The sequence below is a fragment of the Kosakonia quasisacchari genome (genome assembly GCF_004331415.1).
In the GTDB taxonomy this organism is placed as follows: Bacteria; Pseudomonadota; Gammaproteobacteria; order Enterobacterales; family Enterobacteriaceae; genus Kosakonia; species Kosakonia quasisacchari.
On record NZ_SJOP01000002.1, the window covers coordinates 242441 to 264637 of the forward strand.

Annotated in this window: 20 protein-coding genes, 1 tRNA gene and 1 pseudogene; 15 read left to right on the plus strand and 7 right to left on the minus strand. The window is 55.3% G+C overall.

Going from position 1 to position 22197, the window contains the following annotated elements:
• The first annotated feature begins 40 nt into the window (after positions 1–40).
• Complete coding sequence (locus tag E0L21_RS03310; protein WP_165501865.1) at positions 41–394, plus strand: Clp protease/crotonase-like domain-containing protein; 354 nt, start codon at positions 41–43, stop codon at positions 392–394.
• Here E0L21_RS03310 and E0L21_RS03315 read toward each other — a convergent pair.
• Together E0L21_RS03315 and hutC are read right to left on the minus strand one after the other, a co-directional pair.
• A pseudogene (locus E0L21_RS03315) lies at positions 391–945 on the minus strand (HutD/Ves family protein). The gene E0L21_RS03310 and the pseudogene E0L21_RS03315 sit on opposite strands and share 4 nt — an antisense overlap.
• Positions 942–1703, minus strand: a complete 762-nt coding sequence (hutC, locus tag E0L21_RS03320; RefSeq protein WP_131406753.1) for a histidine utilization repressor — start codon at positions 1701–1703, stop codon at positions 942–944. Before hutC ends, E0L21_RS03315 begins: the two are co-directional and overlap by 4 nt.
• Positions 1704–1813: 110 nt before the next feature.
• Between hutC and E0L21_RS03325 the strand changes: the two genes are divergently transcribed.
• Positions 1814–3181, plus strand: a complete 1368-nt coding sequence (locus tag E0L21_RS03325; protein WP_131406755.1) for a formimidoylglutamate deiminase — start codon at positions 1814–1816, stop codon at positions 3179–3181.
• Between the two features lie 120 nt (positions 3182–3301).
• Here E0L21_RS03325 and E0L21_RS03330 read toward each other — a convergent pair.
• Together E0L21_RS03330 and E0L21_RS03335 are read right to left on the minus strand one after the other, a co-directional pair.
• Positions 3302–3373 (minus strand) — tRNA-Arg (locus E0L21_RS03330).
• Positions 3374–3448: 75 nt separating this feature from the next.
• Entirely contained in the window at positions 3449–4390 is a 942-nt protein-coding gene (locus tag E0L21_RS03335; RefSeq protein WP_131406757.1) for a formate/nitrite transporter family protein, read from the minus strand.
• Positions 4391–4695: 305 nt separating this feature from the next.
• On the opposite strand from E0L21_RS03335, the gene mlaA reads away from it, so the two are divergent.
• The gene (gene mlaA / locus E0L21_RS03340; RefSeq protein WP_131406759.1) at positions 4696–5451 is read left to right on the plus strand and encodes a phospholipid-binding lipoprotein MlaA; all 756 of its coding nucleotides are present in this window, start codon (positions 4696–4698) and stop codon (positions 5449–5451) included.
• 57 nt (positions 5452–5508) lie between these two features.
• Here mlaA and fadL read toward each other — a convergent pair whose 3' ends face one another.
• The gene (gene fadL, locus E0L21_RS03345) at positions 5509–6870 is read right to left on the minus strand and encodes a long-chain fatty acid transporter FadL (RefSeq protein ID WP_131406761.1); all 1362 of its coding nucleotides are present in this window, start codon (positions 6868–6870) and stop codon (positions 5509–5511) included.
• A gap of 378 nt (positions 6871–7248) precedes the next feature.
• Between fadL and E0L21_RS03350 the strand changes: the two genes are divergently transcribed.
• The 4 genes from E0L21_RS03350 to sixA all read left to right on the plus strand — a co-directional run bounded on the left by E0L21_RS03350 (position 7249) and on the right by sixA (position 11846).
• Positions 7249–7533, plus strand: coding sequence for a YfcZ/YiiS family protein (locus E0L21_RS03350; RefSeq protein ID WP_131406763.1), 285 nt, complete (start codon positions 7249–7251; stop codon positions 7531–7533).
• 164 nt (positions 7534–7697) lie between these two features.
• Positions 7698–9005, plus strand: coding sequence for an acetyl-CoA C-acyltransferase FadI (gene fadI, locus E0L21_RS03355; RefSeq protein WP_131406765.1), 1308 nt, complete (start codon positions 7698–7700; stop codon positions 9003–9005).
• Positions 9005–11152: a fatty acid oxidation complex subunit alpha FadJ gene (gene fadJ, locus E0L21_RS03360; RefSeq protein ID WP_131406767.1), complete on the plus strand. Its 2148-nt coding sequence runs from the start codon at positions 9005–9007 to the stop codon at positions 11150–11152. The genes fadI and fadJ overlap by 1 nt, the downstream gene beginning before the upstream one ends.
• 208 nt (positions 11153–11360) lie before the next feature.
• Complete coding sequence (gene sixA / locus E0L21_RS03365; protein ID WP_131406769.1) at positions 11361–11846, plus strand: phosphohistidine phosphatase SixA; 486 nt, start codon at positions 11361–11363, stop codon at positions 11844–11846.
• Between the two features lie 58 nt (positions 11847–11904).
• Here the strand turns inward: sixA and smrB are convergent, their stop codons facing one another.
• Positions 11905–12456: an endonuclease SmrB gene (gene smrB / locus E0L21_RS03370; RefSeq protein ID WP_045513070.1), complete on the minus strand. Its 552-nt coding sequence runs from the start codon at positions 12454–12456 to the stop codon at positions 11905–11907.
• Positions 12457–12622: 166 nt separating this feature from the next.
• Here smrB and prmB point away from each other — a divergent pair, with 166 nt between their 5' ends.
• From prmB to E0L21_RS03400, 6 genes are read left to right on the plus strand one after another with little or no spacing between them, the layout of a single operon-like run.
• The gene (gene prmB / locus E0L21_RS03375; protein ID WP_131406943.1) at positions 12623–13555 is read left to right on the plus strand and encodes a 50S ribosomal protein L3 N(5)-glutamine methyltransferase; all 933 of its coding nucleotides are present in this window, start codon (positions 12623–12625) and stop codon (positions 13553–13555) included.
• A gap of 37 nt (positions 13556–13592) precedes the next feature.
• The gene (aroC, locus tag E0L21_RS03380) at positions 13593–14678 is read left to right on the plus strand and encodes a chorismate synthase (RefSeq protein WP_131406771.1); all 1086 of its coding nucleotides are present in this window, start codon (positions 13593–13595) and stop codon (positions 14676–14678) included.
• A gap of 2 nt (positions 14679–14680) precedes the next feature.
• A complete protein-coding gene (gene mepA / locus E0L21_RS03385) occupies positions 14681–15505 on the plus strand; it encodes a penicillin-insensitive murein endopeptidase (protein WP_131406773.1) in 825 nt (274 codons plus the stop codon).
• Positions 15505–16317, plus strand: a complete 813-nt coding sequence (locus E0L21_RS03390) for a sulfite exporter TauE/SafE family protein (protein ID WP_131406775.1) — start codon at positions 15505–15507, stop codon at positions 16315–16317. Before mepA ends, E0L21_RS03390 begins: the two co-directional genes overlap by 1 nt.
• Complete coding sequence (locus E0L21_RS03395; protein ID WP_017458637.1) at positions 16314–16853, plus strand: elongation factor P hydroxylase; 540 nt, start codon at positions 16314–16316, stop codon at positions 16851–16853. The genes E0L21_RS03390 and E0L21_RS03395 overlap by 4 nt, the downstream gene beginning before the upstream one ends.
• A gap of 27 nt (positions 16854–16880) precedes the next feature.
• Positions 16881–17159: a YfcL family protein gene (locus E0L21_RS03400; protein ID WP_131406777.1), complete on the plus strand. Its 279-nt coding sequence runs from the start codon at positions 16881–16883 to the stop codon at positions 17157–17159.
• A 43-nt stretch (positions 17160–17202) separates the two neighbouring features.
• Here the strand turns inward: E0L21_RS03400 and mnmC are convergent, their stop codons facing one another.
• Complete coding sequence (mnmC, locus tag E0L21_RS03405) at positions 17203–19203, minus strand: bifunctional tRNA (5-methylaminomethyl-2-thiouridine)(34)-methyltransferase MnmD/FAD-dependent 5-carboxymethylaminomethyl-2-thiouridine(34) oxidoreductase MnmC (RefSeq protein WP_170312047.1); 2001 nt, start codon at positions 19201–19203, stop codon at positions 17203–17205.
• A gap of 156 nt (positions 19204–19359) precedes the next feature.
• Between mnmC and fabB the strand changes: the two genes are divergently transcribed.
• Both fabB and E0L21_RS03415 read left to right on the plus strand, forming a co-directional pair.
• The gene (gene fabB, locus E0L21_RS03410) at positions 19360–20574 is read left to right on the plus strand and encodes a beta-ketoacyl-ACP synthase I (protein WP_131406781.1); all 1215 of its coding nucleotides are present in this window, start codon (positions 19360–19362) and stop codon (positions 20572–20574) included.
• A gap of 349 nt (positions 20575–20923) precedes the next feature.
• Entirely contained in the window at positions 20924–22105 is a 1182-nt protein-coding gene (locus E0L21_RS03415; RefSeq protein ID WP_131406783.1) for an MFS transporter, read from the plus strand.
• Positions 22106–22197: the final 92 nt, after the last annotated feature.

Genomic DNA, 22197 nt, shown 5'->3' on the forward strand with positions numbered 1-22197 from the left:
AATGGGGACTTGATCTGTCGCGCATGTTGGCTGGCCCGTGGTGCGCCTCGCTATTACCTGGCGCACGCAGCGACTGTTGCATGCTCCAGGGAGATCACTGGCGATGCTGCGTTGCGCCAGACGTATTAATGACGAAGAGGCACGCCAGTCGGGGCTGATTAGCCTGTTGTTTCAGTTTGATGGACGAGCAGGCGCAGGCGCTAAGCTGAGCGTGAGTCATCACCAAAGCCGCGCCGCTGGCGGCCGTAATGATCAAAAAACGGTGCAGACCCGCGACGAAATGCCGCTACGTACGGGAGTTGTTTATGAGTGGGGGCTCTCGGCGCTGATTGCCAACCGTGAAGATCGCGCCGCCGGGCGGGCGGCGTTTCAGAAGGTCGACGCTGCAGTTTAGCGGGATGTCAGCGTCACGCAGGCGAAAAGCGTGTCGCCGCCTGCGTTGACGGTAACCGTCGCCGGGTTCTCGATCAGCAGGCTGTCGTAATGTTGCAGAGCATGGCGTTCCCCTTCGACGGTGACATCAAGAAGATTTCCGGCATTGAACAGCAGCATTGTTCCCTGTGGATGTTGCCATGTGCCAGCGCGCAGCCAGCGCACCGTTGCCTGGGTGGTTTCGCGGCGGTAAATCACGTTGAAATCGAGTAACGGCGCGCCGACGACCTCGCAGAACACCTCGCTATCGCCGTTAAAATCCGTTGCCTGAAACGGTGGAATTAACGCGCTGCGCTGGTTATCAACCGTCAGAAACATGCCTTAGCCTTCCAGCACACTGATGTTTCGCAGATAACCGGAGAAACGGGAGAACGCCCCGTCTTCGCGGATCGTCGCAACCGATATGCGCCAGTCATACTGTTCGCTGGCGGGAAAACGGCATACTTCTCGGGTGACACCCTGGCCATTTTTCCAGCGCATCTCAGCGTAGCCGCTATAAGGCAGCAGCCTCATTTGCGCATGCTTCCTTCCAGACGGTAGCGAGAACCCGGATACACCAGGCGCACGCTGGTGACGATTTTCTTGTCCTGACGACCGGTCCAGGTGCGGCGGTTCACTTGCAGGCAGGGGGTTTGCTCATCTATTTCCAGGTGAACGCACTCGCTGCGGGGCACGTTCACGGCTTCGATAATGTGCTCGCCCTCGACAATCGGTGCGATGGAAGAGAGATAGGCATTCGGGGTGATACGGGTGAAATCCTGTTGCAAATAGTCCGGCACAATCAGCGAATTTACCAGCCTGTCTTCCAGCATCACCGGAACGCCGTTTTCATAATGGCAAATCAGCGAATGAAACAGGCGGCTGCCTTTCGGCAGATTAAAAGACAGCGCTTGCTGCGCATCTGCATGCAGTTGGGTCAGCTCCAGCACTCTGGCGTGATGGCGATGGCCGCGGCTGGCAATCTCATCGGCAATGTTGTTGATTTCCAGCAATGCCGACTGCCCGCGTACTTCGGCGACAAAGGTGCCAACGCCCTGCATACGCACCAGCAGCCCTTCGGCGGTCAGTTCACGCAGTGCGCGGTTAATGGTCATCCGACTGTAGCCAAACTGGCTGACCAGCTCGCTTTCGGACGGTACGCGGTAGTTCACCGGCCAGGCGCCGCTGTGGATATTGGTTTTGATCATGCTCTTCACCCTTTCATAGAAAGGGGCGGGCTGATCGAGACGCGTCTCGCCTGCGGCTGCTTTAAAAATATCGCTTTGCTCCATTAACCCTTTCCTCGACCGGATGACCGTTGAAGTTTACTCTACGCATTTTTGGATGTATATATATAAGCATGTATATACATATTAAATGACGGCAGGCGGTGAGGGGATATATGACGGTATATTTCGCGGCAAAAGCATTGTTGCCGCAGGGCTGGGCGGAGAATGTCCGCATTACGGTTTCCTCACAGGGCATCATCACCGCGCTCGAAAGCGGTAGCCCGCCAGACGACACAACGATTCGCCTGGAAGGTTTCCTGGTGCCGGGCATGCCAAACCTGCATTCGCACGCTTTTCAGCGCGCAATGGCCGGGCTGACCGAAGTGGTGGGCGATCCGGCTGACAGCTTCTGGACATGGCGCGATTTGATGTATCGGATGGTGGACAAAATCACCCCCGAACAGCTGGAAATCATTGCCAGCTATCTGTATATCGAAATGCTGAAGGCCGGTTATACCTCGGTTGCCGAATTTCACTATTTGCACCACGATCGTGGCGGGAAACCTTACGCGCAGCCAGCCGAGCTGGCGTTGCGTATTGCACAGGCGGCGAAAACGGCAGGCATTGGCCTGACATTGCTGCCGGTGCTTTACAGTTTCTCCGGTTTTGGCGGGCAGCCAGCGACCGCCGGGCAGAGCCGCTTTATTCACGATACGGAAAGCTATCTGGCGCTGCATGAATCGTTGACGTCGCAGCTTGCTGCTGAGCCGATGCAGCGTACCGGGTTGTGCTTTCACTCGCTACGAGCCGTTACGCCGGAACAAATGCAGAGCGTGTTTGAGGCCAGCCCGCAACCGCAGCCGGTGCATATTCATATTGCCGAGCAGCAAAAAGAGGTTGATGACTGCGTGGCCTGGTCTGGATTGCGTCCAGTGGAGTGGCTTTATCAGCATATACCGGTAGATGAACAGTGGTGCCTGATCCATGCCACGCATCTTACGCCGCAGGAAACCCAGCAGATTGCCGCTTCCGGTGCCGTGGCGGGCCTGTGCCTGACCACCGAGGCCAATCTTGGCGATGGTATTTTTCCGGGGCCGGACTATCTTGCGCAGCAGGGGCGCTGGGGGATTGGCTCTGACAGCCATATCAGCGTCAGCGTCAGCGAGGATTTGCGCTGGTTTGAGTACGGGCAACGGTTAAACAAACGGCGGCGCAACTTACTGTATTTGCCGGATGAACCTTATATCGGCAATGTGCTGTATCAGGGGGCATTGCAGGGCGGGCGCCGTGCGCTGGGGCAGGCTATTGGTCAACTGGCGGTAGGCGATCGCGCGGATATGCTGTTGCTCGACAGCCGCGATCCCTTCCTTGCTGCCGCAGGCGATCGTGAACGTCTGAATCGCTGGATTTTCGCCTGTTCGACGAACCCGATAAAAAGGGTGATGACGGGAGGACGCTGGGTGATTGAAGAGGGGCGTCACGCGCAGGAAGAGCAGGTGACCTCCGCGTTTATTAAGGTCATGCAGCAACTGATGGCGTAATACTAACCATCATGTCGTTGATAAAGAGTAATGGCGGTTGGTAGCCGAAGAAAGTTATTTAACTTACTGAATTAGTAGGAGAATAATGATTTTGAATGATGTTTGCAGAACGTGGGATATTGTCCCCTGCAGGAATCGAACCTGCAACTAGCCCTTAGGAGGGGCTCGTTATATCCATTTAACTAAGGGGACAAAGCGGCGGGAGTATAACGTTATTTATGTCTCGCGTTAAGCTCACAGGCCGCCAAGTGATTAAACTGTCACCGTTTATGCCTCTTTTTCTGCGCCGTCGCGTTGCTGTTTTTGCTCGTCGGCGCGGGCTTTTGCTTCGGCTTTACGTGCGTTGCTCATATCGTTGCGGATTTGTGCGTGGCTGAGCAGGGCAAAAATAAACGTGCCGCCGCAAATATTCCCGGCGAGTGTCGGCAGGGCGAACGGCCAGATAAATTCGCTCCAGTGCAGCGTACCGTTAAACACCAGGTAGAAAATCTCCACTGCGCCCACCACGATATGCGTGGTGTCCGCCAGCGCGATAAGCCACGTCATTAAAATGATCACCACAATTTTCGCCGCACCCGCCGATGGGAACATCCACACCATAGTTGCGATTATCCAGCCGGAGATAATGGCGTTAGAGAACATCTCCAGCGGCGTGTTCTTCATCACCTCCATGCCGATTTTGACAAAAGCGTCGCGGGTGGCTTCATCGAATATGGGCATATACTCGAACGCCCAGGCAGCAATAGCCGTACCTACCAGGTTCCCGAGTAAAACAACGCTCCATAAGCGCGTCATCAGACCAAAATTAACCCAACTGGGCTTCTGCATCACTGGCAATACGGCCGTGACGGTGTTCTCGGTAAACAGCTGCTGGCGCGCCATGATGACAATAATAAAGCCAAAGGTGTAACCGAGGTTCTCCAGCAGGAAACCGCCGGGAACACCATCGAGCTGTACGTGGAAAATCCCTTTTGCCAGCAGCGACGCGCTCATCGATAAGCCCGCCGCAATCGCTGACCAGAACAGCGCCATCGCGTCGCGTTCCAGTTCTTTTTCGCCGTCCTGGCGAATATGTTCATGAATCGCCATCGCACGTGAGGGCAGGCGCTCTTCATCAAGTTCTATTTTCTTCCCGCTTTTTTTCTCGTCGCTCTCTACTTGTATGTCATCGCTGTGTTTGTCGAGTTTCTCTTCTTCTATATTGTCCACGATGGCCTCGCTTGGTGTTGGCGGCAAAATTTAAGCGTAGCGGTTTTTACCTCCATTCCGTGACGGCATCGTCCTAAATTGCGCGAAAAGCAATAATGGCAATACGATATTGAGGAAGTTTGTATAGAATTGTTAACGAGCCGTAAAGGTGAGTTCGGTTAGGCTGAGTGAGATTGGTTCGCTACGTGGACATCAGAATACGTGCTGATACAATGCGTTGCGCATTGTCTGCGCAAAATCGGTTTCCGCGTTTGCGTTATTCAGAATGGCATTCAGCGATGGCCATTTTCTTCAGGGAGACACCTATGAAATTCCGCCTGTCGGCGCTTGCGCTGGCAACCACTGTGCTGGTCGGTTGTGCCAGTTCCGGTAAAGATTCGCAGGGACGTTCAGACCCGCTGGAAGGGTTCAACCGCACCATGTACAGTTTCAACTTCAATGTACTGGATCCGTATGTTGTCCGGCCCGTTGCCGTTGCCTGGCGTGATTATGTGCCGCAGCCTGCGCGTAATGGCCTGAGCAACTTCACCAGCAACCTTGAAGAACCTGCGGTGATGGTGAACTTCTTTTTACAGGGCGATCCGTACCAGGGGATGGTCCACTTTACGCGCTTCTTCCTGAACTCCCTGCTCGGTATGGGCGGCTTTATGGATGTCGCCGGTGCGGCGAATCCGAAATTGCAGCGTGTTGAACCGCATCGTTTTGGTAGCACGCTGGGGCATTATGGCATGGGATACGGCCCTTATATGCAACTGCCGTTCTATGGCAGTTTCACGCTGCGTGAAGACGGTGGTGATATGGCGGATACGCTTTATCCGGTGCTGTCGTGGCTGACCTGGCCGCTGTCGGTGGGTAAATGGACGGTGGAAGGCATTGAATCGCGTGCGCAACTGCTGGATTCAGATGGCCTGCTGCGCCAGTCTTCAGATCCGTACATTCTGGTGCGTGAAGCCTACTTCCAGCGCCACGATTTTATCGCCAACGGCGGTAAGCTGAAACCGCAAGAAAACCCGAACGCGCAGGCGATAGAGGGCGATTTGAAAGACATCGACTCGCCATAAGTAAATCAAATAAAAAAGGTGAGCACTGCGCTCACCTTTTTTTATGCCTGATGGTTATCAGAACGCGTAGTTGAAGTTCGCGCCGTACAGCCATGCACGACCTTCAGAACTGAAGGTGTATGGGCCTTCGGTGAATTTCACTTTCTGACCGTGCATATAAGAAACGCCGACGTCGACAGAAGCATCTTTATTAAATGCATAAGTCGCACCAGTACTCAGCCAGAGGCGATCCTGATCCGGGATGGAAATGGAGCGTTTGTCTGCCGGAACCGGGCTGTCATCGAAGGCGATACCGGCACGGAAGGTCCAGTTATCATCCATGTAATAGGTCGTACCCAGCGCGATACGGTAGGCGTCTTTAAAGCTTTCATCTTTATAGAACAGCGTCTGGCCGTTGTTACCGGTCGCTTTCAGCTCCTGGAACTGGCTCCAACTGGTATACGTCAGGCTATAGTGAACGGCCCACTGCGGATCAACACGGTTGTAGCCCGACACTTCCCACATTTCCGGCAGGTGCAATGAGAGCGAACCGTTGGTGGTGGAACCGCCAGTGCCATACGGCAAGCCCAGACCCAGCGCGGCATTGATCGGGTTCAGCGTCGCAGGCAGGCTGCTCTTATAATCGCCGTCGAAGTCGACTTTTACTTCAGAGCGATAAGTGAAGGCGTAGCGGTTGTTTTTATCCAGCTCGTAGAGAATACCGGCGTTCCAGCCAAAGCCCCATTCATCACCTTTCAGGTGGGCGATTTGCGTATCGCGGCTAATGCCGCCAGCCTGCGCACCAATCGCGGCAGCCTGTTGCGCGCTCAACTGACCGGATTGCACCAGCCCTGGCAGACCTGCGCCGATGATTTGCGGCAGATCGCCCGCGTAGCGCTCAACTTTCGCTTTGGCGTAAACGGCGTCGAAACCGAGGCCGAAGCTCCAGTGGCTATCCAGACGATACGCGCCGCTCAGGTTGAGGTTCAGCGTTTCGAGGTCGGTTTTACCGCCCATCGAACCGGCGGCGTAGTTGTTGTTGAACTCGGTGGCCAGACCGTAGTTAGAGGTCACGGACGCGCCCCAGCCAAATTGATCGTTAATCGGTGCAACAAAGTGCAGGTTCGGTATCCACGCGGTTGGAGCAATATTGTCCTGGCTGGCATTGTTGCCAATCGCAGAACGGCCCGTCACGTTAACATCCGGATCGACAAATACCGCACCGCCAGAGAAAGTTGGGCGATCGAACATTGTGATCAGCGCCGGGTTGCGGCTGACGTTGCCCGCATCATCAGCGATGGCACCTTCACCGGAATAAGCTCGGCCAAGGCCAGAGGATGAAAACTCGTTGAGTTGAAAGCCTGCAGACCAGGCCTGGGTAGAAACGATTGCCACTGCGACTGCCAGAGCAGACTTGGTAAACCGGGTTTTCTGGCTCATGACCATAACCTCATTCGAAATCGATTTATTTTTATTCAAACTATGTTACGCGGTGTAACAGGAGCGCGAAGTGTAGGGTCTGAGGTACATCTGAGAAATCAGACCAGTGGCGGAAGTATAGGTCTGACCAGAGGAGATGTTGCAAGTATGTATATAAGTTTTTTCAATTGTGATCTTCGAAACGGGATCTGCTCAGCAAAATTACCCCTGGTGTTAATCAGTCGATTAGCTGATTCTTGTTTTAGATCATTTTTAAGTGTGATTTCGGTCACTTATCACCACTTGCGGAATTAACGACTGGAGCCACATTCCCTCGCGGCGTAAAATATGCGCAACGTTTATTTGGCACCTTGGGTGCGAATTCAGAGGAAATCTACCATGAGTAAATGCAGTGCTGATGAAACCCCGGTTTGCTGCTGTATGGATGTTGGCACCATTATGGACAACTCCGACTGCACCGCCTCTTACAGCCGCGTGTTCACTAACCGCGCCGACGCTGACGAAACTCTGGCTGCGTTGAGCGCCAGAGCTCGCAGCGTGGAATCCGATCCTTGCCAAATCACCTCTACGTTTACAGAAGTAGCCGAAGGTGTGCGCCTGGATATCGATTTTGTCTTCGCTTGTGAAGCCGAAACGCTGATTTTCCAGCTTGGTCTGCGTTAATTATCCCCGCCAACGCTCCCGCCCAACGGGAGCGTTTTGTTTAAGTTTCTCTGTGCCTTAGCTCCCATTTTTTTCTCCCTCCCATTGGCTAAATGTAAAAAATTGGTTAAGACTGTTATCAGGTCAGACCACTTTATGCATCACGCTGTTAACAGGGGAGTGTTATGAAGGCATTACCGCTTGTCACCCGCCAGGGCGACCGCATTGCCATTGTCAGTGGGTTACGTACCCCTTTTGCGCGCCAGGCTACCGTTTTTCACGGCGTGCCAGCCATTGATCTTGGCAAAATGGTGGTGGGAGAGATGCTGGCACGCAGCGAAATTCCCCCCGATGTAATTGAACAACTGGTCTTTGGCCAGGTGGTTCAAATGCCAGAAGCGCCGAATATTGCGCGCGAAATTGTGCTTGGCACCGGCATGAGTGTGCATACCGACGCTTACAGCGTAAGCCGCGCCTGCGCGACCAGCTTCCAGGCGGTGGCGAACGTCACCGAAAGCTTGCTGGCGGGCACCATTCGTGCCGGTATCGCCGGTGGCGCAGACTCATCTTCAGTGCTGCCGATTGGTGTCAGCAAAAAACTGGCGCGAACGCTGGTGGATGCCAATAAAGCGCGCAGCATGGGGCAAAAACTGAAACTCTTCTCGCGCCTGCGTCTGCGCGATCTGCTGCCGGTTCCTCCGGCGGTGGCGGAATATTCCACCGGCCTGCGCATGGGCGACACCGCGGAACAGATGGCGAAAACGTACGGTATCAGCCGTGAGCAGCAAGATGCGCTGGCGCACCGCTCGCACCAGCTTGCCGCACAGGCTTGGGCGGAAGGTAAACTGGCAGAAGAGGTGATGACCGCTTACGCACCGCCGTTTCGTGACCCGGTCGAAAAAGATAACAACGTACGCACAAACTCAAGCCTGGCGGATTATGCCAAACTGCGCCCGGCGTTTGATCGCCAACACGGCACGGTGACAGCGGCCAATAGTACGCCGCTTACCGATGGCGCAGCGGCGGTGATCCTGATGACAGAATCCCGCGCCAAAGAACTGGGGTTAGTGCCACTGGGATACCTGCGCAGCTATGCGTTTACCGCGATTGATGTGCGTGAAGATATGTTACTTGGCCCGGCGTGGGCAACGCCGTTAGCGCTGGAGCGCGCCGGATTATCAATGGCGGATTTAACCCTGCTTGATATGCATGAAGCCTTTGCTGCGCAAACGCTGAGCAACCTGAAGCTGATGGCCAGCGAGCGTTTCGCCCGCGAGGTGCTGGGGCGTTCTCAGGCAACTGGCGAAGTGGATGACAGTAAATTTAACGTGCTTGGCGGCTCTATCGCTTATGGGCATCCGTTTGCCGCTACCGGTGCGCGTATGATCACGCAGACCCTGCATGAGCTGCGCCGTCGTGGCGGCGGTTTTGGGCTGGTGACGGCCTGCGCAGCAGGCGGTCTGGGTGCTGCAATGGTTCTGGAGGCAGAGTAATGACCACAACATCGGCATTTACCCTTAGTGTGCGTCCCGACAATGTTGCAGTGGTCGTTATTGATGTACCGAACGAGAAGATGAACACGCTGAAAGCGGAGTTCGCAACGGACGTTCGCGCCATTCTCAAGCAGATCCGCGATAACAAAGCCTTGCGCGGCGTGGTGTTTATCTCGGCCAAGCCGGACAACTTTATTGCCGGTGCGGATATCAATATGATCGCCCGCTGCCAGACGGCGAAAGAGGCAGAGGAGCTGGCCCGTCAGGGACAGCAACTGATGGCGGAAATCCACGCGCTGCCGATCCCGGTCATTGCCGCGATTAATGGCCCTTGCCTCGGCGGTGGGCTGGAGCTGGCGCTGGCGTGTCACCGCCGGATTTGTACGAACGACGCCAAAACGGTGCTGGGATTACCGGAAGTGCAGTTGGGCTTGTTGCCAGGTTCTGGCGGTACGCAGCGTTTACCGCGCCTGATTGGCGTGAGTACCGCGCTGGAGATGATCCTCACCGGTAAACAGTTACGCCCACGACAGGCATTAAAAGTGGGCCTGGTTGACGATGTGGTTCCGCCTTCCATTTTGCTGGACGCCGCCGTCGGGCTGGTTTCGCAGGGGCGTCCTGCCAGCCGCCATTTATCCGTGCGCGAGCGCATCCTTGCCGGGCCGCTTGGCCGCACTTTTCTGTTCCGCATGGTGGCAAAGAAAACAGAGCAGAAAACGCAGGGGAATTATCCTGCCGCGTCGCGCATTCTCTCAGTGATTGAAACCGGCCTTGCCCAGGGGCGCAGCAGCGGTTATGACGCCGAAGCCCGCGCGTTTGGCCAACTGGCGATGACGCCGCAATCGCAGGCGCTGCGGCATCTCTTCTTTACCAGTACCGATATTAAAAAAGATCCTGGCAGCGTCGTCGAACCTGGCCCGCTTAACAGTGTGGGCGTGCTGGGCGGCGGGTTGATGGGCGGCGGTATCGCGTTTGTCACCGCCAGCAAAGGCGGTTTGCCGGTTCGCATTAAAGATATTAACGCGAAGGGCATTAACCATGCGCTGAAATACAGTTGGGAACAACTGGATAAAAAAGTACGCCGCCGTTACCTGAAACCCGCCGAGCGCGACAGCCAGATGGCGAAGATCTCCGGCTCGCTGGATTATCGTGGCTTCGCTCACCGCGATCTGGTGATTGAAGCGGTGTTCGAAGATTTAGCGTTAAAGCAGAAGATGGTGACTGAAGTTGAAGCCAACTGCGCAGCGCATACCATTTTCGCCTCCAATACGTCGTCTTTACCTATCGGGGATATTGCTGCGAAGGCGGCGCGTCCGGAAAAAGTTATCGGATTACATTTTTTCAGCCCGGTGGAAAAAATGCCGCTGGTTGAGGTGATTCCCCATGTCGGTACTGATGAGCAGACCATTGCCACGACGGTGAAGCTGGCGAAAAAACAAGGTAAGACGCCCATTGTGGTGGCAGATAAAGCCGGGTTTTACGTTAACCGTATCCTCGCGCCTTACATTAATGAAGCGATGCGTTTGTTAAGCGAAGGACAACGCATTGAAACGATCGATCAAGCGCTGGTGAAATTCGGTTTCCCGGTTGGGCCCATTCAGTTGCTGGATGAAGTAGGGATCGATACCGGCACCAAAATTATTCCGGTGCTGGAAGCCGCCTACGGTGAACGTTTTAGCGCGCCTGCAAGTGTGGTTAACGCAATCTTGAATGACGATCGCAAAGGCAGAAAAAATGAGCGCGGTTTCTATCTTTACCCGGCGAAAGGGCGTAAAAGCAAAAAGCAGCCAGACCCCTCTATCTACCGTTTGATTGGTGTTTCCGATGGCACGCCGTTACCGCCTCAACAGATAGCAGAACGGTGCGTGATGTTGATGTTGAACGAAGCGGCTCGCTGCTTTGATGAACAGGTGATTCGCAGTGCGCGAGATGGTGATATTGGCGCCGTGTTTGGCATTGGTTTCCCACCGTTTTTGGGCGGGCCATTCCACTATATGGATGCACTGGGCGTAAGCGAAGTGGTGGCGACACTACAGCGTTTACAAGTTCAATATGGCGAGCGTTTTGCCCCTTGTGAGCCGTTGTTGCGTATGGCGGAACAAGGTGTAACTTTCTGGCCGACAATAGAAACTGAACGTGTCAGTTAGTGTCTAAAAAAGTAATTCTGTTATACCTCAGGGCCTTCACGGTTATTTAATAAACAGTGATTGACTATACTTGCGCCATTGAGGTAAAAAACAGCGTTTCATTCAACGAATGGATCAGGCACAATGCCGGCCATTAATATTTTCCGATGTCGTGAAATGATTTTGCGGTGAAAGTATTAATGATTCTGGTTAACAAAAGCGGTGCAATATGCAAGTTTTTATCATGCGTCACGGCGACGCTGCCCTCGATGCAGCCAGTGACTCGGTTCGTCCCTTGACCCCTTGTGGCTGTGACGAAACCCGTCAAATGGCAACATGGTTGAAAGGCCAAAAAGTGGATATTGAACGTGTTCTGGTCAGCCCTTTTTTACGTGCTGAACAGACGCTGAATAAGGTAGGGGAGTGTATGAACCTGCCTGACAACGTGGATGTCCTGCCGGAATTGACGCCCTGTGGCGATATCGGCCTGGTTAGCGCTTATTTGCAGGCGCTGGCAAATGAAGGTACTTCCGCCGTGCTGGTGATTTCTCACCTGCCGCTGGTTGGATACCTGGTGTCCGAGCTCTGCCCGGGTGAAGCGCCGCCGATGTTTACTACATCCGCTATCGCCAGCGTCACGCTGGATGAAGACGGGAAAGGTGTCTTTAACTGGCAAATGAGTCCCTGCAACCTGAAGATGCCAAAAGCTATCTGATTCGCCGGACCATGAAAGATAAAGAGCCGCATTGCGCGGCTCTTGTCGTTTCTGCGCTTCAGGGCAACTCCGGCGGTTGCCACTCTTCTACTTCAATAAGCACCAGTATCGCCGCATCGCCGCCATACTCTTTCGGTGCCTGGTGAAACGCCATCACATGCGGGTGCTGCGCCAGCCACAGCGGTGTTTGCTGCTTGAGAATATGTTTGCCGTGACCGTGCATTACGCAGGCGCAAAACACATGTTCACGACGGCAGGCGGCAATCAACGCCCCCAGTTCCTGCTTCGCCTGAAGCTGGGTTAAACCGTGCAGATCAAGAAACAATTCCGGGGCATAATCGCCGCGGCGAATCTTCTTTAGCTCAAAATGACTGACATCGTCGCGCACATATTTCACCGGACCTTCGGTATTTAGCAGCGGCTGGAACTCATCAGAAAAATAGTGGCTGTTATCGGCCTGCTCCTGCAATAACCGTTTCTCCGGCACTTCAGTGATTTTTTTTCGCGCCGGGCGATGAACCACGGTGTCCTGCTTTATCTGGCGTGTACCGGTCATCAATTGCCGGAACAGTGCCTGTTCCTCCTCGCTAAGCGATGGTTTCTTTTTCATCTGCGCATCTCATCTTTTCTTTCTTTCAGTGTACCCGACTCATTGCGCCAGCGGTGCAGCAAAATGCATTTTTACCCCGCGCAGGCGCTTGAGAATGCTGATTTATCGCCGTCTTCGTGGCAAACTAGCCGCCGAATTTAATGCGAGCATGCGCCTGGGGGATACCATGGATAAAATTTTCGTCGACGAAGCAGTGAACGAACTGCACACCATTCAGGACATGTTGCGCTGGTCGGTAAGCCGATTTAGCGCCGCTAATATCTGGTACGGTCACGGCACCGACAACCCGTGGGACGAAGCGGTGCAACTGGTGTTGCCAACGCTCTACCTGCCGCTGGATATCCCGGAAGATATGCGCACCGCGCGCCTGACCTCCAGCGAGCGCCACCGCATTGTTGAGCGCGTGATCCGCCGCGTTAACGAACGTATTCCGGTGGCTTACCTCACCAATAAAGCCTGGTTTTGCGGCCACGAATTTTATGTCGATGAGCGCGTGCTGGTGCCGCGTTCGCCGATTGGCGAGCTGATTAACAACCATTTTGCTGGTCTTATCGATGAACAGCCGAAGCATATTCTTGATATGTGTACCGGCAGCGGTTGTATCGCGATTGCTTGCGCTTATGCCTTCCCGGAAGCGGAAGTGGACGCTGTCGATATCTCCACGGATGCGTTGGCGGTAACCGAGCATAACATCGAAGAGCACGGGCTGATTCACCACGTGACGCCGATCCGCTCCGACGTATTCCGCGACTTGCCGAAAGTGCAGTACGACCTGATTGTGACCAACCCGCCGTACGTTGACGAAGAAGATATGGCTGACCTGCCGTCAGAGTATCGTCACGAGCCGGAACTTGGCCTGGCCTCCGGCAGCGATGGTCTGAAACTGACGCGTCGCATCCTCGCCTGTGCGCCGGATTACCTCTCTGACAACGGTATCCTGATTTGTGAAGTGGGTAACAGCATGGTACATCTGATGGAACAATATCCGGACGTACCGTTCACCTGGCTGGAGTTTGATAACGGCGGGGACGGCGTCTTTATGTTGACCAAAGCGCAGCTTATCGCCGCTCGCGAGCACTTCAGCATTTATAAAGATTAAAACGACGCTCAACACAGACAACGACAACGGAGCCGTGATGGCAGGAAACACAATTGGACAACTCTTTCGCGTAACCACCTTCGGCGAATCGCACGGCCTGGCGCTCGGCTGTATTGTCGACGGCGTGCCGCCGGGCATTCCGCTGACGGAAGCGGATCTGCAACACGATCTGGACAGACGCCGCCCGGGGACATCGCGCTACACCACCCAGCGCCGCGAGCCGGATCAGGTGAAAATTCTCTCCGGCGTGTTTGAAGGCGTGACCACCGGCACCAGTATTGGTCTGCTGATTGAAAACACCGATCAGCGTTCGCAGGATTACGGCGCGATTAAAGATCTGTTCCGTCCGGGGCATGCGGATTACACCTACGAACAAAAATATGGTGTGCGCGATTATCGTGGCGGTGGTCGTTCTTCTGCCCGTGAAACGGCGATGCGCGTGGCGGCTGGCGCTATTGCGAAAAAGTATCTGGCGCAGAAATTTGGCATTGTTATTCGCGGCTGTCTGACGCAAATGGGCGATATCCCGCTGGAGATTAAAGCGTGGGATCAGGTGGAGCAGAATCCGTTTTTCTGCCCGGACCCCGATAAAATTGACGCGCTGGATGAGCTGATGCGCGGCCTGAAAAAAGAGGGTGATTCCATTGGCGCGAAAGTCACTGTCGTCGCCGATGGCGTACCGGCAGGTCTTGGTGAACCGGTGTTTGACCGCCTTGATGCGGATATTGCCCATGCGCTGATGAGCATTAACGCGGTGAAAGGCGTTGAAATTGGCGATGGCTTTGAGGTGGTAAAACTGCGCGGCAGCGAAAACCGCGACGAAATCACCAAACAGGGCTTTCAGAGCAACCATGCGGGCGGCATTTTAGGCGGTATCAGCAGCGGCCAGCAAATTATCGCCAATATCGCGCTGAAACCAACCTCAAGCATCACCGTGCCCGGGAAGACGATCAACCGATTCGGCGATGAGGTCGAAATGATCACCAAAGGTCGTCATGATCCGTGTGTTGGCATTCGTGCCGTACCGATCGCTGAAGCGATGCTGGCGATTGTGTTAATGGATCACTTCCTGCGTCAGCGCGCGCAAAACGCTGATGTGATAACTGATATTCCACGCTGGTAATCATGAAAAAAACGGCAATCGCCCTGTTTGCCCTGCTGGTGAGCGCAACTGCCATGGCGGCGACGCCATGGCAAAAACTGACCCATCCCGTTGCCGGTAGCCCGCAATCTATCGGCGCGTTTTCCAATGGTTGTATCGTTGGCGCGCATGAACTGCCGCTGCAATCGGATCACTATCAGGTGATGCGCACCGATCAACGGCGTTATTTCGGTCACCCGGATCTGGTGCTGTTCATTCAGCGCTTCAGCACGCAGGTCTACAATTTGGGGTTGGGCACCGTGCTGGTGGGCGATATGGGAATGCCAGCCGGTGGGCGCTTTAACGGCGGTCACGCCAGCCACCAATCGGGGCTGGATGTCGATATCTTCCTGCAACTGCCCAAAGCGCGCTGGAGCGCGGCGCAACTGCTGAAACCGCAAGCACTGGATCTGGTTTCCAGCGATGGCAAACAGGTGGTTCCCGCGCTGTGGAAGCCGGAAATCAGCAGCATGATCAAGCTGGCGGCAGAAGATAACGAGGTGACGCGTATCTTCGTTAACCCGGCAATCAAGCAGCAGCTTTGCCTTGATGCGGGTAGCGATCGTGACTGGCTGCGCAAAGTCCGCCCATGGTTCCAGCATCGCGCGCATATGCATGTGCGCCTGCGCTGCCCGGCGGACAGCCTGGAGTGTCAGGATCAACCGCTACCGCCGCCAGGCGATGGTTGCGGCGCAGAATTGCAAAGCTGGTTTGAACCGGCGAAGCCGGGTAGTTCAACGCCTGAGAAAAAGACGCCGCCGCCGTTGCCGCCGTCCTGCCAGGCTTTACTGGATGAACACGCACTCTGATGGAACTCTTTCAACAACTGTTTATGGTGTCGCCGCTACTGCTGGTGACGCTTTTTTTTGTCTCGCTGTTAGCCGGGTTTATTGACGCGCTGGCGGGTGGTGGTGGTTTGTTAACCGTTCCGGCGTTAATGGCGGCGGGAATGTCTCCAGCGCAGGCGCTGGCGACCAACAAATTGCAGGCTTGCGGCGGTTCGCTTTCGGCATCGCTGTACTTTATTCGCCGTAAAGTGGTGAATCTCGCCGATCAGAAGCTCAATATTCTGATGACCTTCATTGGCTCGACCACCGGCGCGCTGCTGGTGCAGCATGTGCAATCCGATGTGCTGCGCCAGATCCTGCCAATTCTGGTTATCTGTATTGGTCTCTATTTCCTGCTGATGCCACGGCTGGGTGAGGAGGATCGTCAGCGCCGCTTGTACGGCCTGCCTTTCGCGCTGGTTTCCGGCGGTTGTGTTGGTTTCTACGACGGTTTCTTTGGCCCGGGCGCAGGCTCGTTTTACGCGCTGGCGTTTGTCACGCTTGCGGGTTTCAACCTGGCAAAATCGACCGCTCATGCCAAAGTGCTGAATGCTACCTCCAACGTCGGCGGGCTGCTGCTGTTTATTATTGGCGGCAAAGTGGTGTGGGGCACTGGCTTTGTGATGCTGGCCGGGCAGTTTCTCGGCGCGCGCATGGGCTCGCGTCTGGTGCTCAGTAAAGGGCAAAAGCTCATTCGTCCGATGATTGTGATTGTCTCGGCGGTGATGAGCGCAAAACTTCTCTATGACAGTCACGGGCAGGAGATCCTTCAGTATCTGGGGGTGAATGTATGACGCATCACTATCAACAACTCATTGATATTTTTGACGGCTGTTTTGCCGACGATTTTAATACCCGTCTGATTAAAGGCGACGACGAACCGATCTATCTTCCTGCTGATGCGGATGCACCTTATAACCGCATTGTCTTTGCCCACGGTTTTTATGCCAGCGCGTTACATGAGATTTCGCACTGGTGCATTGCGGGTGCGGAGCGGCGCAAGCTGGTTGATTTTGGTTACTGGTATTGCCCGGACGGACGCGATGCGGCGACGCAGGGGAAATTCGAAGATGTTGAAGTCAAACCGCAGGCGTTTGACTGGTTGTTCTGCGTGGCGGCGGGTTTCCCGTTTAACGTCAGTTGCGACAATCTGGAAGGCGATTTCGAACCCGATCGCATCGTGTTCCAGCGCCGCGTGCATGCACAGGTGATGGCGTATCTGGAGCAGGGCATTCCTGAACGTCCGGCGCGTTTTATTAAAGCACTACAAGATTATTACCAGACGCCGCCCTTAGCGGCTGCACAGTTCCCGTGGCCGGAAGATCTGTAAGGCCATATTTTCAAGAGAGGAAGAGAGATGATCGCGGAGTTTGAATCACGCATTCTGGCGTTAATAGATAACATGGTGGACCACGCCAGTGATGATGAGCTGTTCGCGGGCGGTTATCTGCGCGGCCACCTGACGCTGGCGGTGGCGGAGCTGGAGAGCGGCGATGACCATGCGCCGGAAACCCTGTACGGAAAAGTGACCACCAGTGTGCAAACCGCTATTCAGGCGGGGGAATTATCGCCGCGCGATCAGGCGCTGGTGCTTGGCATGTGGGAAAACCTGTATCAGCAGGCAAAATCGCACTAAGCCGTTTTTTCCCTCTCCATTCAGGAGAGGGAAAATATCCACTTCATTTCACCGCTTTACCCTTCAATAACTTTCTGACCCATAAACGGTTCGGGTTCATGGCTGCCAGTGTTTCGCCGTCCAGCGGGATGGGTTCATTGCTCATTTGCGATGCCAGGATTTCTGCCGCCAGCGGCGCGCTGCAAAGCCCGCGTGAACCCAGTGCTCCCAGCATAAATAGGCCGTCATAGACCGGCGCGCTGACGGCTGTTTCGGCGTGTTCTGCAAGTGAGGCATAAGCGTTAAGCGTTGCGTCGTAATCCGCTACGTTACCGACCATTGGTAGATGATCGCGCGTGGCACAGCGCACCCCGCAGCGTGCGTCGCCCGCGCTGACATCCACCTCTTTGGCCCATGAAGCCTGCGGGAAGCAATCAATCAAGCGCTGGCGGTTCTGCTGCTGATCGGCTTCGCTGTAGACGGTTTCCTGCTGACCGCGGTGATAGCTTGCGCCGATACAGTGCTGCTGATGGTGCGGGTTTTGCGGCGTCAGATAGCCGTCATAACACAGCACCTGGCGCAACGGGCTGAGCTGAGATGTGGTGGGAATATGGCTAACCTGGCCTGCCACCGGGTAAACCGGCAGTTTTTCCGTTTGCGGGAAGTGGTGAATGCGGTGCCCATTTGCCAGCACCACGGCGGCATGCTGACGTAATTCGCCGTGTTTGAAATGCAGTTGCCAGTGATTATCTTTAGCCGTTAATTGCCCGGCATCATGACCATAGTGCACCTGCAAGCCCTGTTCGCAAGCCAGCGCGATGGTCGCTGCCGTGAGCTGCGCCGGGCAGAGCCAGCCGCCAGCCGGGTAAGTGATGCCGCCGCAGCCGGTTTCCACGCCGCAGAGCGCATCGGCCTCATTTGCCTCAATGCGCCTGGCGAGTTCCGGGGGGAGATCCAGCGTCAGCATCTGTTCGATTTTGTGTTGGCTTTTTTCATCCCAGCCGAGTTGCGTGACGCCACACCACTGATGGTCGAATTCAACGGGAAGCGCGTCGTACACGCGGCGGGCAAACGTAAAGGCCGCCGGGAAGAAGCGCGCCAGTGCGGGATCGTGCGCGCTGAGCAAAGGATAGAGTGCGCCCTGGCGGTTGCCGGATGCGCCCTCGGCAGGAACGTCATCGGCGCAATACAGCGTGACCTGCCAGCCGCGACGCAGTAACGCCAGTGACAACAGAGCACTGGCAACGCCGCCGCCAATTAATGCCACCTCGCGTTTCTCTGTGCCGCTGCGGGCAAACCACGGCGCACGAACAGCCGGCGCTTGCGGGTTTTCCATCACTCCCGTGAGCATTTCGCGTTTGCGACCAAAACCTTTGCTTTTGCGCATGGTAAAACCCGCCTCTTGCAGACCACGCCGGACAAAACCCGCCGAGGTAAAGGTCGCCAGCGTACCGCCTGGTCTTGCAAGGCGCGCCATCGCCTGAAACAGATTTTGTGTCCACATGTCCGGGTTTTTGGCGGGCGCGAACCCATCAAGAAACCAGGCATCCACGCATTGGTTAAGCGAATCGTCCAGCGTATCGGTCAGTTCGTTGATATCACCAAACCATAAATCGAGCGTTACGCGACCGCCATCCAGTAACAGACGATGGCAACCGGCAAAAGGCAGCGGCCACTGCGCTTGCAGTTGTTCTGCCCAGCTCGCCAGTTCCGGCCAGTGGGCATGCGCTTTACGGAGATCGTCGCGGGTGAGCGGAAATTTTTCAAAACTGATGAAATGTAATCTTTCCAGGGTAGCGTCGGGGTTAACTGCGCGAAACATCGTAAACGCCTGCCAGAGGGTAAGGAAGTTCAGGCCGGTGCCGAAACCGCTCTCCGCGACCACAAACAGCGGGCGCGGGTGGTCAGGAAAACGGTGTTCAAGACGGTTGCCGCCGAGAAAAACATAACGCGTCTCTTCCAGCCCGTTATCATTGGAGAAGTAGACATCGTCAAAATCTCGGGAAACAGGTGTACCCTCAGCGTTGAATTCCAGGTTGGCGGATTGTATAGCGGTTTGTTTCACGTAAGTTACTCGTCCATCAAGCAGTGTCACGATCTTAACGAGGGACAAAGAAAGGCGCAAATTTCCTCAGAAATTGTCTGATCGGACTTGTTCGGCGTACAAGTGTACGCTATCTTGCGACTCGAAACTTAATTAGTGCGACTTTAGGGGTATTGAATGAAACGTGCAGTGATTACTGGCTTGGGCATCGTTTCCAGCATTGGTAACAACCAGCAGGAAGTCCTGGCATCCCTGCGTGAAGGACGCTCAGGGATCACATTCTCTCAGGAATTCAAAGATTCCGGCATGCGCAGCCACGTATGGGGTAACGTTAAACTGGACACCACTGGTTTGATTGACCGTAAAGTGGTTCGTTTCATGAACGATGCCTCTATCTATTCCTATCTCTCCATGCAGCAGGCGATTGACGATGCTGGCCTGAAAGACGAAGTTTATCAGAACAACCCGCGCGTGGGCCTGATTGCAGGTTCTGGCGGTTCGTCTAAATCTCAGGTTTTCGGCGCAGATGCAATGCGCAGCCCGCGTGGTCTGAAAGCGGTGGGGCCGTATGTGGTCACCAAAGCGATGGCGTCTGCGGTTTCCGCTTGTCTCGCAACACCGTTCAAAATTCATGGCGTTAACTACTCGATCAGTTCAGCGTGTGCGACGTCCGCGCACTGTATCGGTAACGCGGTAGAGCAGATTCAACTGGGCAAACAGGACATCGTTTTTGCTGGCGGCGGCGAAGAGCTGTGCTGGGAAATGGCTTGCGAGTTCGACGCGATGGGCGCGCTCTCTACCAAATACAACGAAACCCCGGATAAAGCTTCCCGTACTTATGATACGCATCGTGACGGTTTTGTTATCGCGGGCGGCGGCGGTATGGTTGTGGTTGAAGAGCTGGAGCACGCGCTGGCGCGCGGCGCGCACATTTATGCGGAAATCGTTGGCTACGGCGCGACCTCCGATGGTGCAGACATGGTGGCGCCATCAGGCGAAGGCGCAGTGCGCTGCATGAAGATGGCGATGCACGGCGTTGACACCCCGATCGACTATCTGAACTCCCACGGGACTTCCACGCCGGTTGGCGACGTGAAAGAACTGGGCGCAATCCGCGAAGTGTTCGGCGACAACAGCCCGGCGATTTCCGCGACCAAAGCGATGACCGGTCACTCTCTGGGCGCCGCTGGCGTACAGGAAGCGATCTACTCCCTGCTGATGCTGGAGCACGGCTTTATCGCGCCGAGCATCAACATTGAAGAGCTGGATGAGCAGGCAGCAGGCCTGAACATCGTGACTAAACCGAAGGATGCGACGCTGACCACCGTCATGTCTAACAGCTTCGGTTTTGGCGGCACGAACGCCACTTTGGTGATGCGCAAACTGAAATAAGTTTGTCTGACTGCGAGAAGGGGAGCCTGAGGCTCCCTTTTTTATTGTCCACTTACAACCATGCCTTGTGGTCAGCAACAGGTTTTTAGAGTGAACGCTAACCGAACTGGCAGCGGCTTTTTTAGAACCTTTAGTTCGTTCCCTGGCGGCGAAAGCAATGACGCCTTTGGACGAAGTATTTTTACGCGTTGACAACCCGCCGCGACGACAGGCAAACTCCTCCCGCAACATTATCCGCACGATAATGCGTAAGCGTTTAACGTTAACCAACGCACCTTAATCCTGAAACTCAGGTAGAGGGGGCGTGGTACTTCCAAATCCCGCCTTACTCTGCGTTATGGAGTAATGCATGTCTGCAGAAACACACTCTGTTAGTTCCTCTTCAGCGAATGTCTCGCTGTTTCGCATTGCTTTCGCGGTGTTTCTCACCTATATGACCGTTGGGCTGCCGTTGCCGGTGATCCCGCTGTTTGTTCACCACCAGCTCGGCTACGGTAACACGATGGTCGGCATCGCTGTGGGAGTTCAGTTTCTTGCCACCGTCTTAACGCGCGGCTACGCCGGGCGACTGGCGGATCAGTTCGGCGCCAAACGTTCGGCGTTGCAGGGGATGTTTGCCTGCGCGCTTGCTGGCGTGGCGTGGTTGCTGGCGGCATTATTGCCGGTTGAACCGATGGCGAAATTCGCGCTGTTGGTGGTGGGGCGTTTAATTCTCGGCTTTGGTGAAAGCCAGTTACTGACCGGAACGCTGACCTGGGGCATGGGGCTGGTGGGCCCGGCGCGATCCGGCAAAGTGATGTCGTGGAACGGGATGGCAATTTATGGCGCACTGGCAGCCGGTGCGCCGCTGGGACTCTTGATCCACAGCCGGTTCGGTTTTGCGACGCTGGCCGCGACCACTATCGCGTTACCGTTTATCGCCTGGGCGTTTAACGGCAGTGTGCGTAAAGTTCCGGCACACCCTGGTGAACGTCCGTCGCTGTGGAGCGTGGTTGGGCTTGTCTGGCAGCCAGGTCTTGGGCTGGCGTTACAGGGCGTCGGCTTTGCGGTTATTGGCACTTTTGTTTCGCTCTATTTCGCCAGCAACGGCTGGTCAATGGCGGGCTTTACCTTGACCGCCTTTGGCGGTGCGTTTGTGCTGATGCGCATTCTGTTTGGCTGGATGCCGGATCGGTTTGGCGGTGTTCGGGTGGCGATAGCCTCGCTGATGGTTGAAACCGTGGGTTTGCTGTTGCTGTGGCAGGCGCACGATGCGTGGGCGGCGCTGCTTGGCGCGGCGTTAACCGGCTGCGGTTGTTCGCTGATATTCCCGGCACTCGGTGTGGAAGTGGTGAAACGCGTGCCACCGCAGGTGCGCGGCACGGCGCTCGGCGGTTATGCCGCGTTTCAGGACATCTCGTATGCCTTTACCGGTCCGTTGACTGGCCTGCTGGCCACGTCGCTGGGTTATCCGTCGGTCTTCCTTGCCGGGGCTATCTCCGCGGTGACCGGGATTATCGTGACGTTAATCGCTTTCCGCTCACGTAAATAGCGCAGAAAACGGCAGCAATAAAACTCTTTGCAACCGGTTTCACAAAACAAGCCCACGATGATGTCATGTCATCGCGGGCTTGTTTATCCTTT

What these genes read in the sequence shown, in the direction of transcription:
- hutC (WP_131406753.1), bottom strand. Translation starts at nt 1,703, where the DNA reads ATGGAGCAAAGCGATATTTTTAAAGCAGCCGCAGGCGAGACGCGTCTC.
- E0L21_RS03325 (WP_131406755.1), top strand. Translation starts at nt 1,814, where the DNA reads ATGACGGTATATTTCGCGGCAAAAGCATTGTTGCCGCAGGGCTGGGCG.
- mlaA (WP_131406759.1), top strand. Translation starts at nt 4,696, where the DNA reads ATGAAATTCCGCCTGTCGGCGCTTGCGCTGGCAACCACTGTGCTGGTC.
- fadL (WP_131406761.1), bottom strand. Translation starts at nt 6,870, where the DNA reads ATGAGCCAGAAAACCCGGTTTACCAAGTCTGCTCTGGCAGTCGCAGTG.
- E0L21_RS03350 (WP_131406763.1), top strand. Translation starts at nt 7,249, where the DNA reads ATGAGTAAATGCAGTGCTGATGAAACCCCGGTTTGCTGCTGTATGGAT.
- fadI (WP_131406765.1), top strand. Translation starts at nt 7,698, where the DNA reads ATGAAGGCATTACCGCTTGTCACCCGCCAGGGCGACCGCATTGCCATT.
- fadJ (WP_131406767.1), top strand. Translation starts at nt 9,005, where the DNA reads ATGACCACAACATCGGCATTTACCCTTAGTGTGCGTCCCGACAATGTT.
- sixA (WP_131406769.1), top strand. Translation starts at nt 11,361, where the DNA reads ATGCAAGTTTTTATCATGCGTCACGGCGACGCTGCCCTCGATGCAGCC.
- smrB (WP_045513070.1), bottom strand. Translation starts at nt 12,456, where the DNA reads ATGAAAAAGAAACCATCGCTTAGCGAGGAGGAACAGGCACTGTTCCGG.
- prmB (WP_131406943.1), top strand. Translation starts at nt 12,623, where the DNA reads ATGGATAAAATTTTCGTCGACGAAGCAGTGAACGAACTGCACACCATT.
- aroC (WP_131406771.1), top strand. Translation starts at nt 13,593, where the DNA reads ATGGCAGGAAACACAATTGGACAACTCTTTCGCGTAACCACCTTCGGC.
- mepA (WP_131406773.1), top strand. Translation starts at nt 14,681, where the DNA reads ATGAAAAAAACGGCAATCGCCCTGTTTGCCCTGCTGGTGAGCGCAACT.
- E0L21_RS03390 (WP_131406775.1), top strand. Translation starts at nt 15,505, where the DNA reads ATGGAACTCTTTCAACAACTGTTTATGGTGTCGCCGCTACTGCTGGTG.
- E0L21_RS03395 (WP_017458637.1), top strand. Translation starts at nt 16,314, where the DNA reads ATGACGCATCACTATCAACAACTCATTGATATTTTTGACGGCTGTTTT.
- E0L21_RS03400 (WP_131406777.1), top strand. Translation starts at nt 16,881, where the DNA reads ATGATCGCGGAGTTTGAATCACGCATTCTGGCGTTAATAGATAACATG.
- fabB (WP_131406781.1), top strand. Translation starts at nt 19,360, where the DNA reads ATGAAACGTGCAGTGATTACTGGCTTGGGCATCGTTTCCAGCATTGGT.
- E0L21_RS03415 (WP_131406783.1), top strand. Translation starts at nt 20,924, where the DNA reads ATGTCTGCAGAAACACACTCTGTTAGTTCCTCTTCAGCGAATGTCTCG.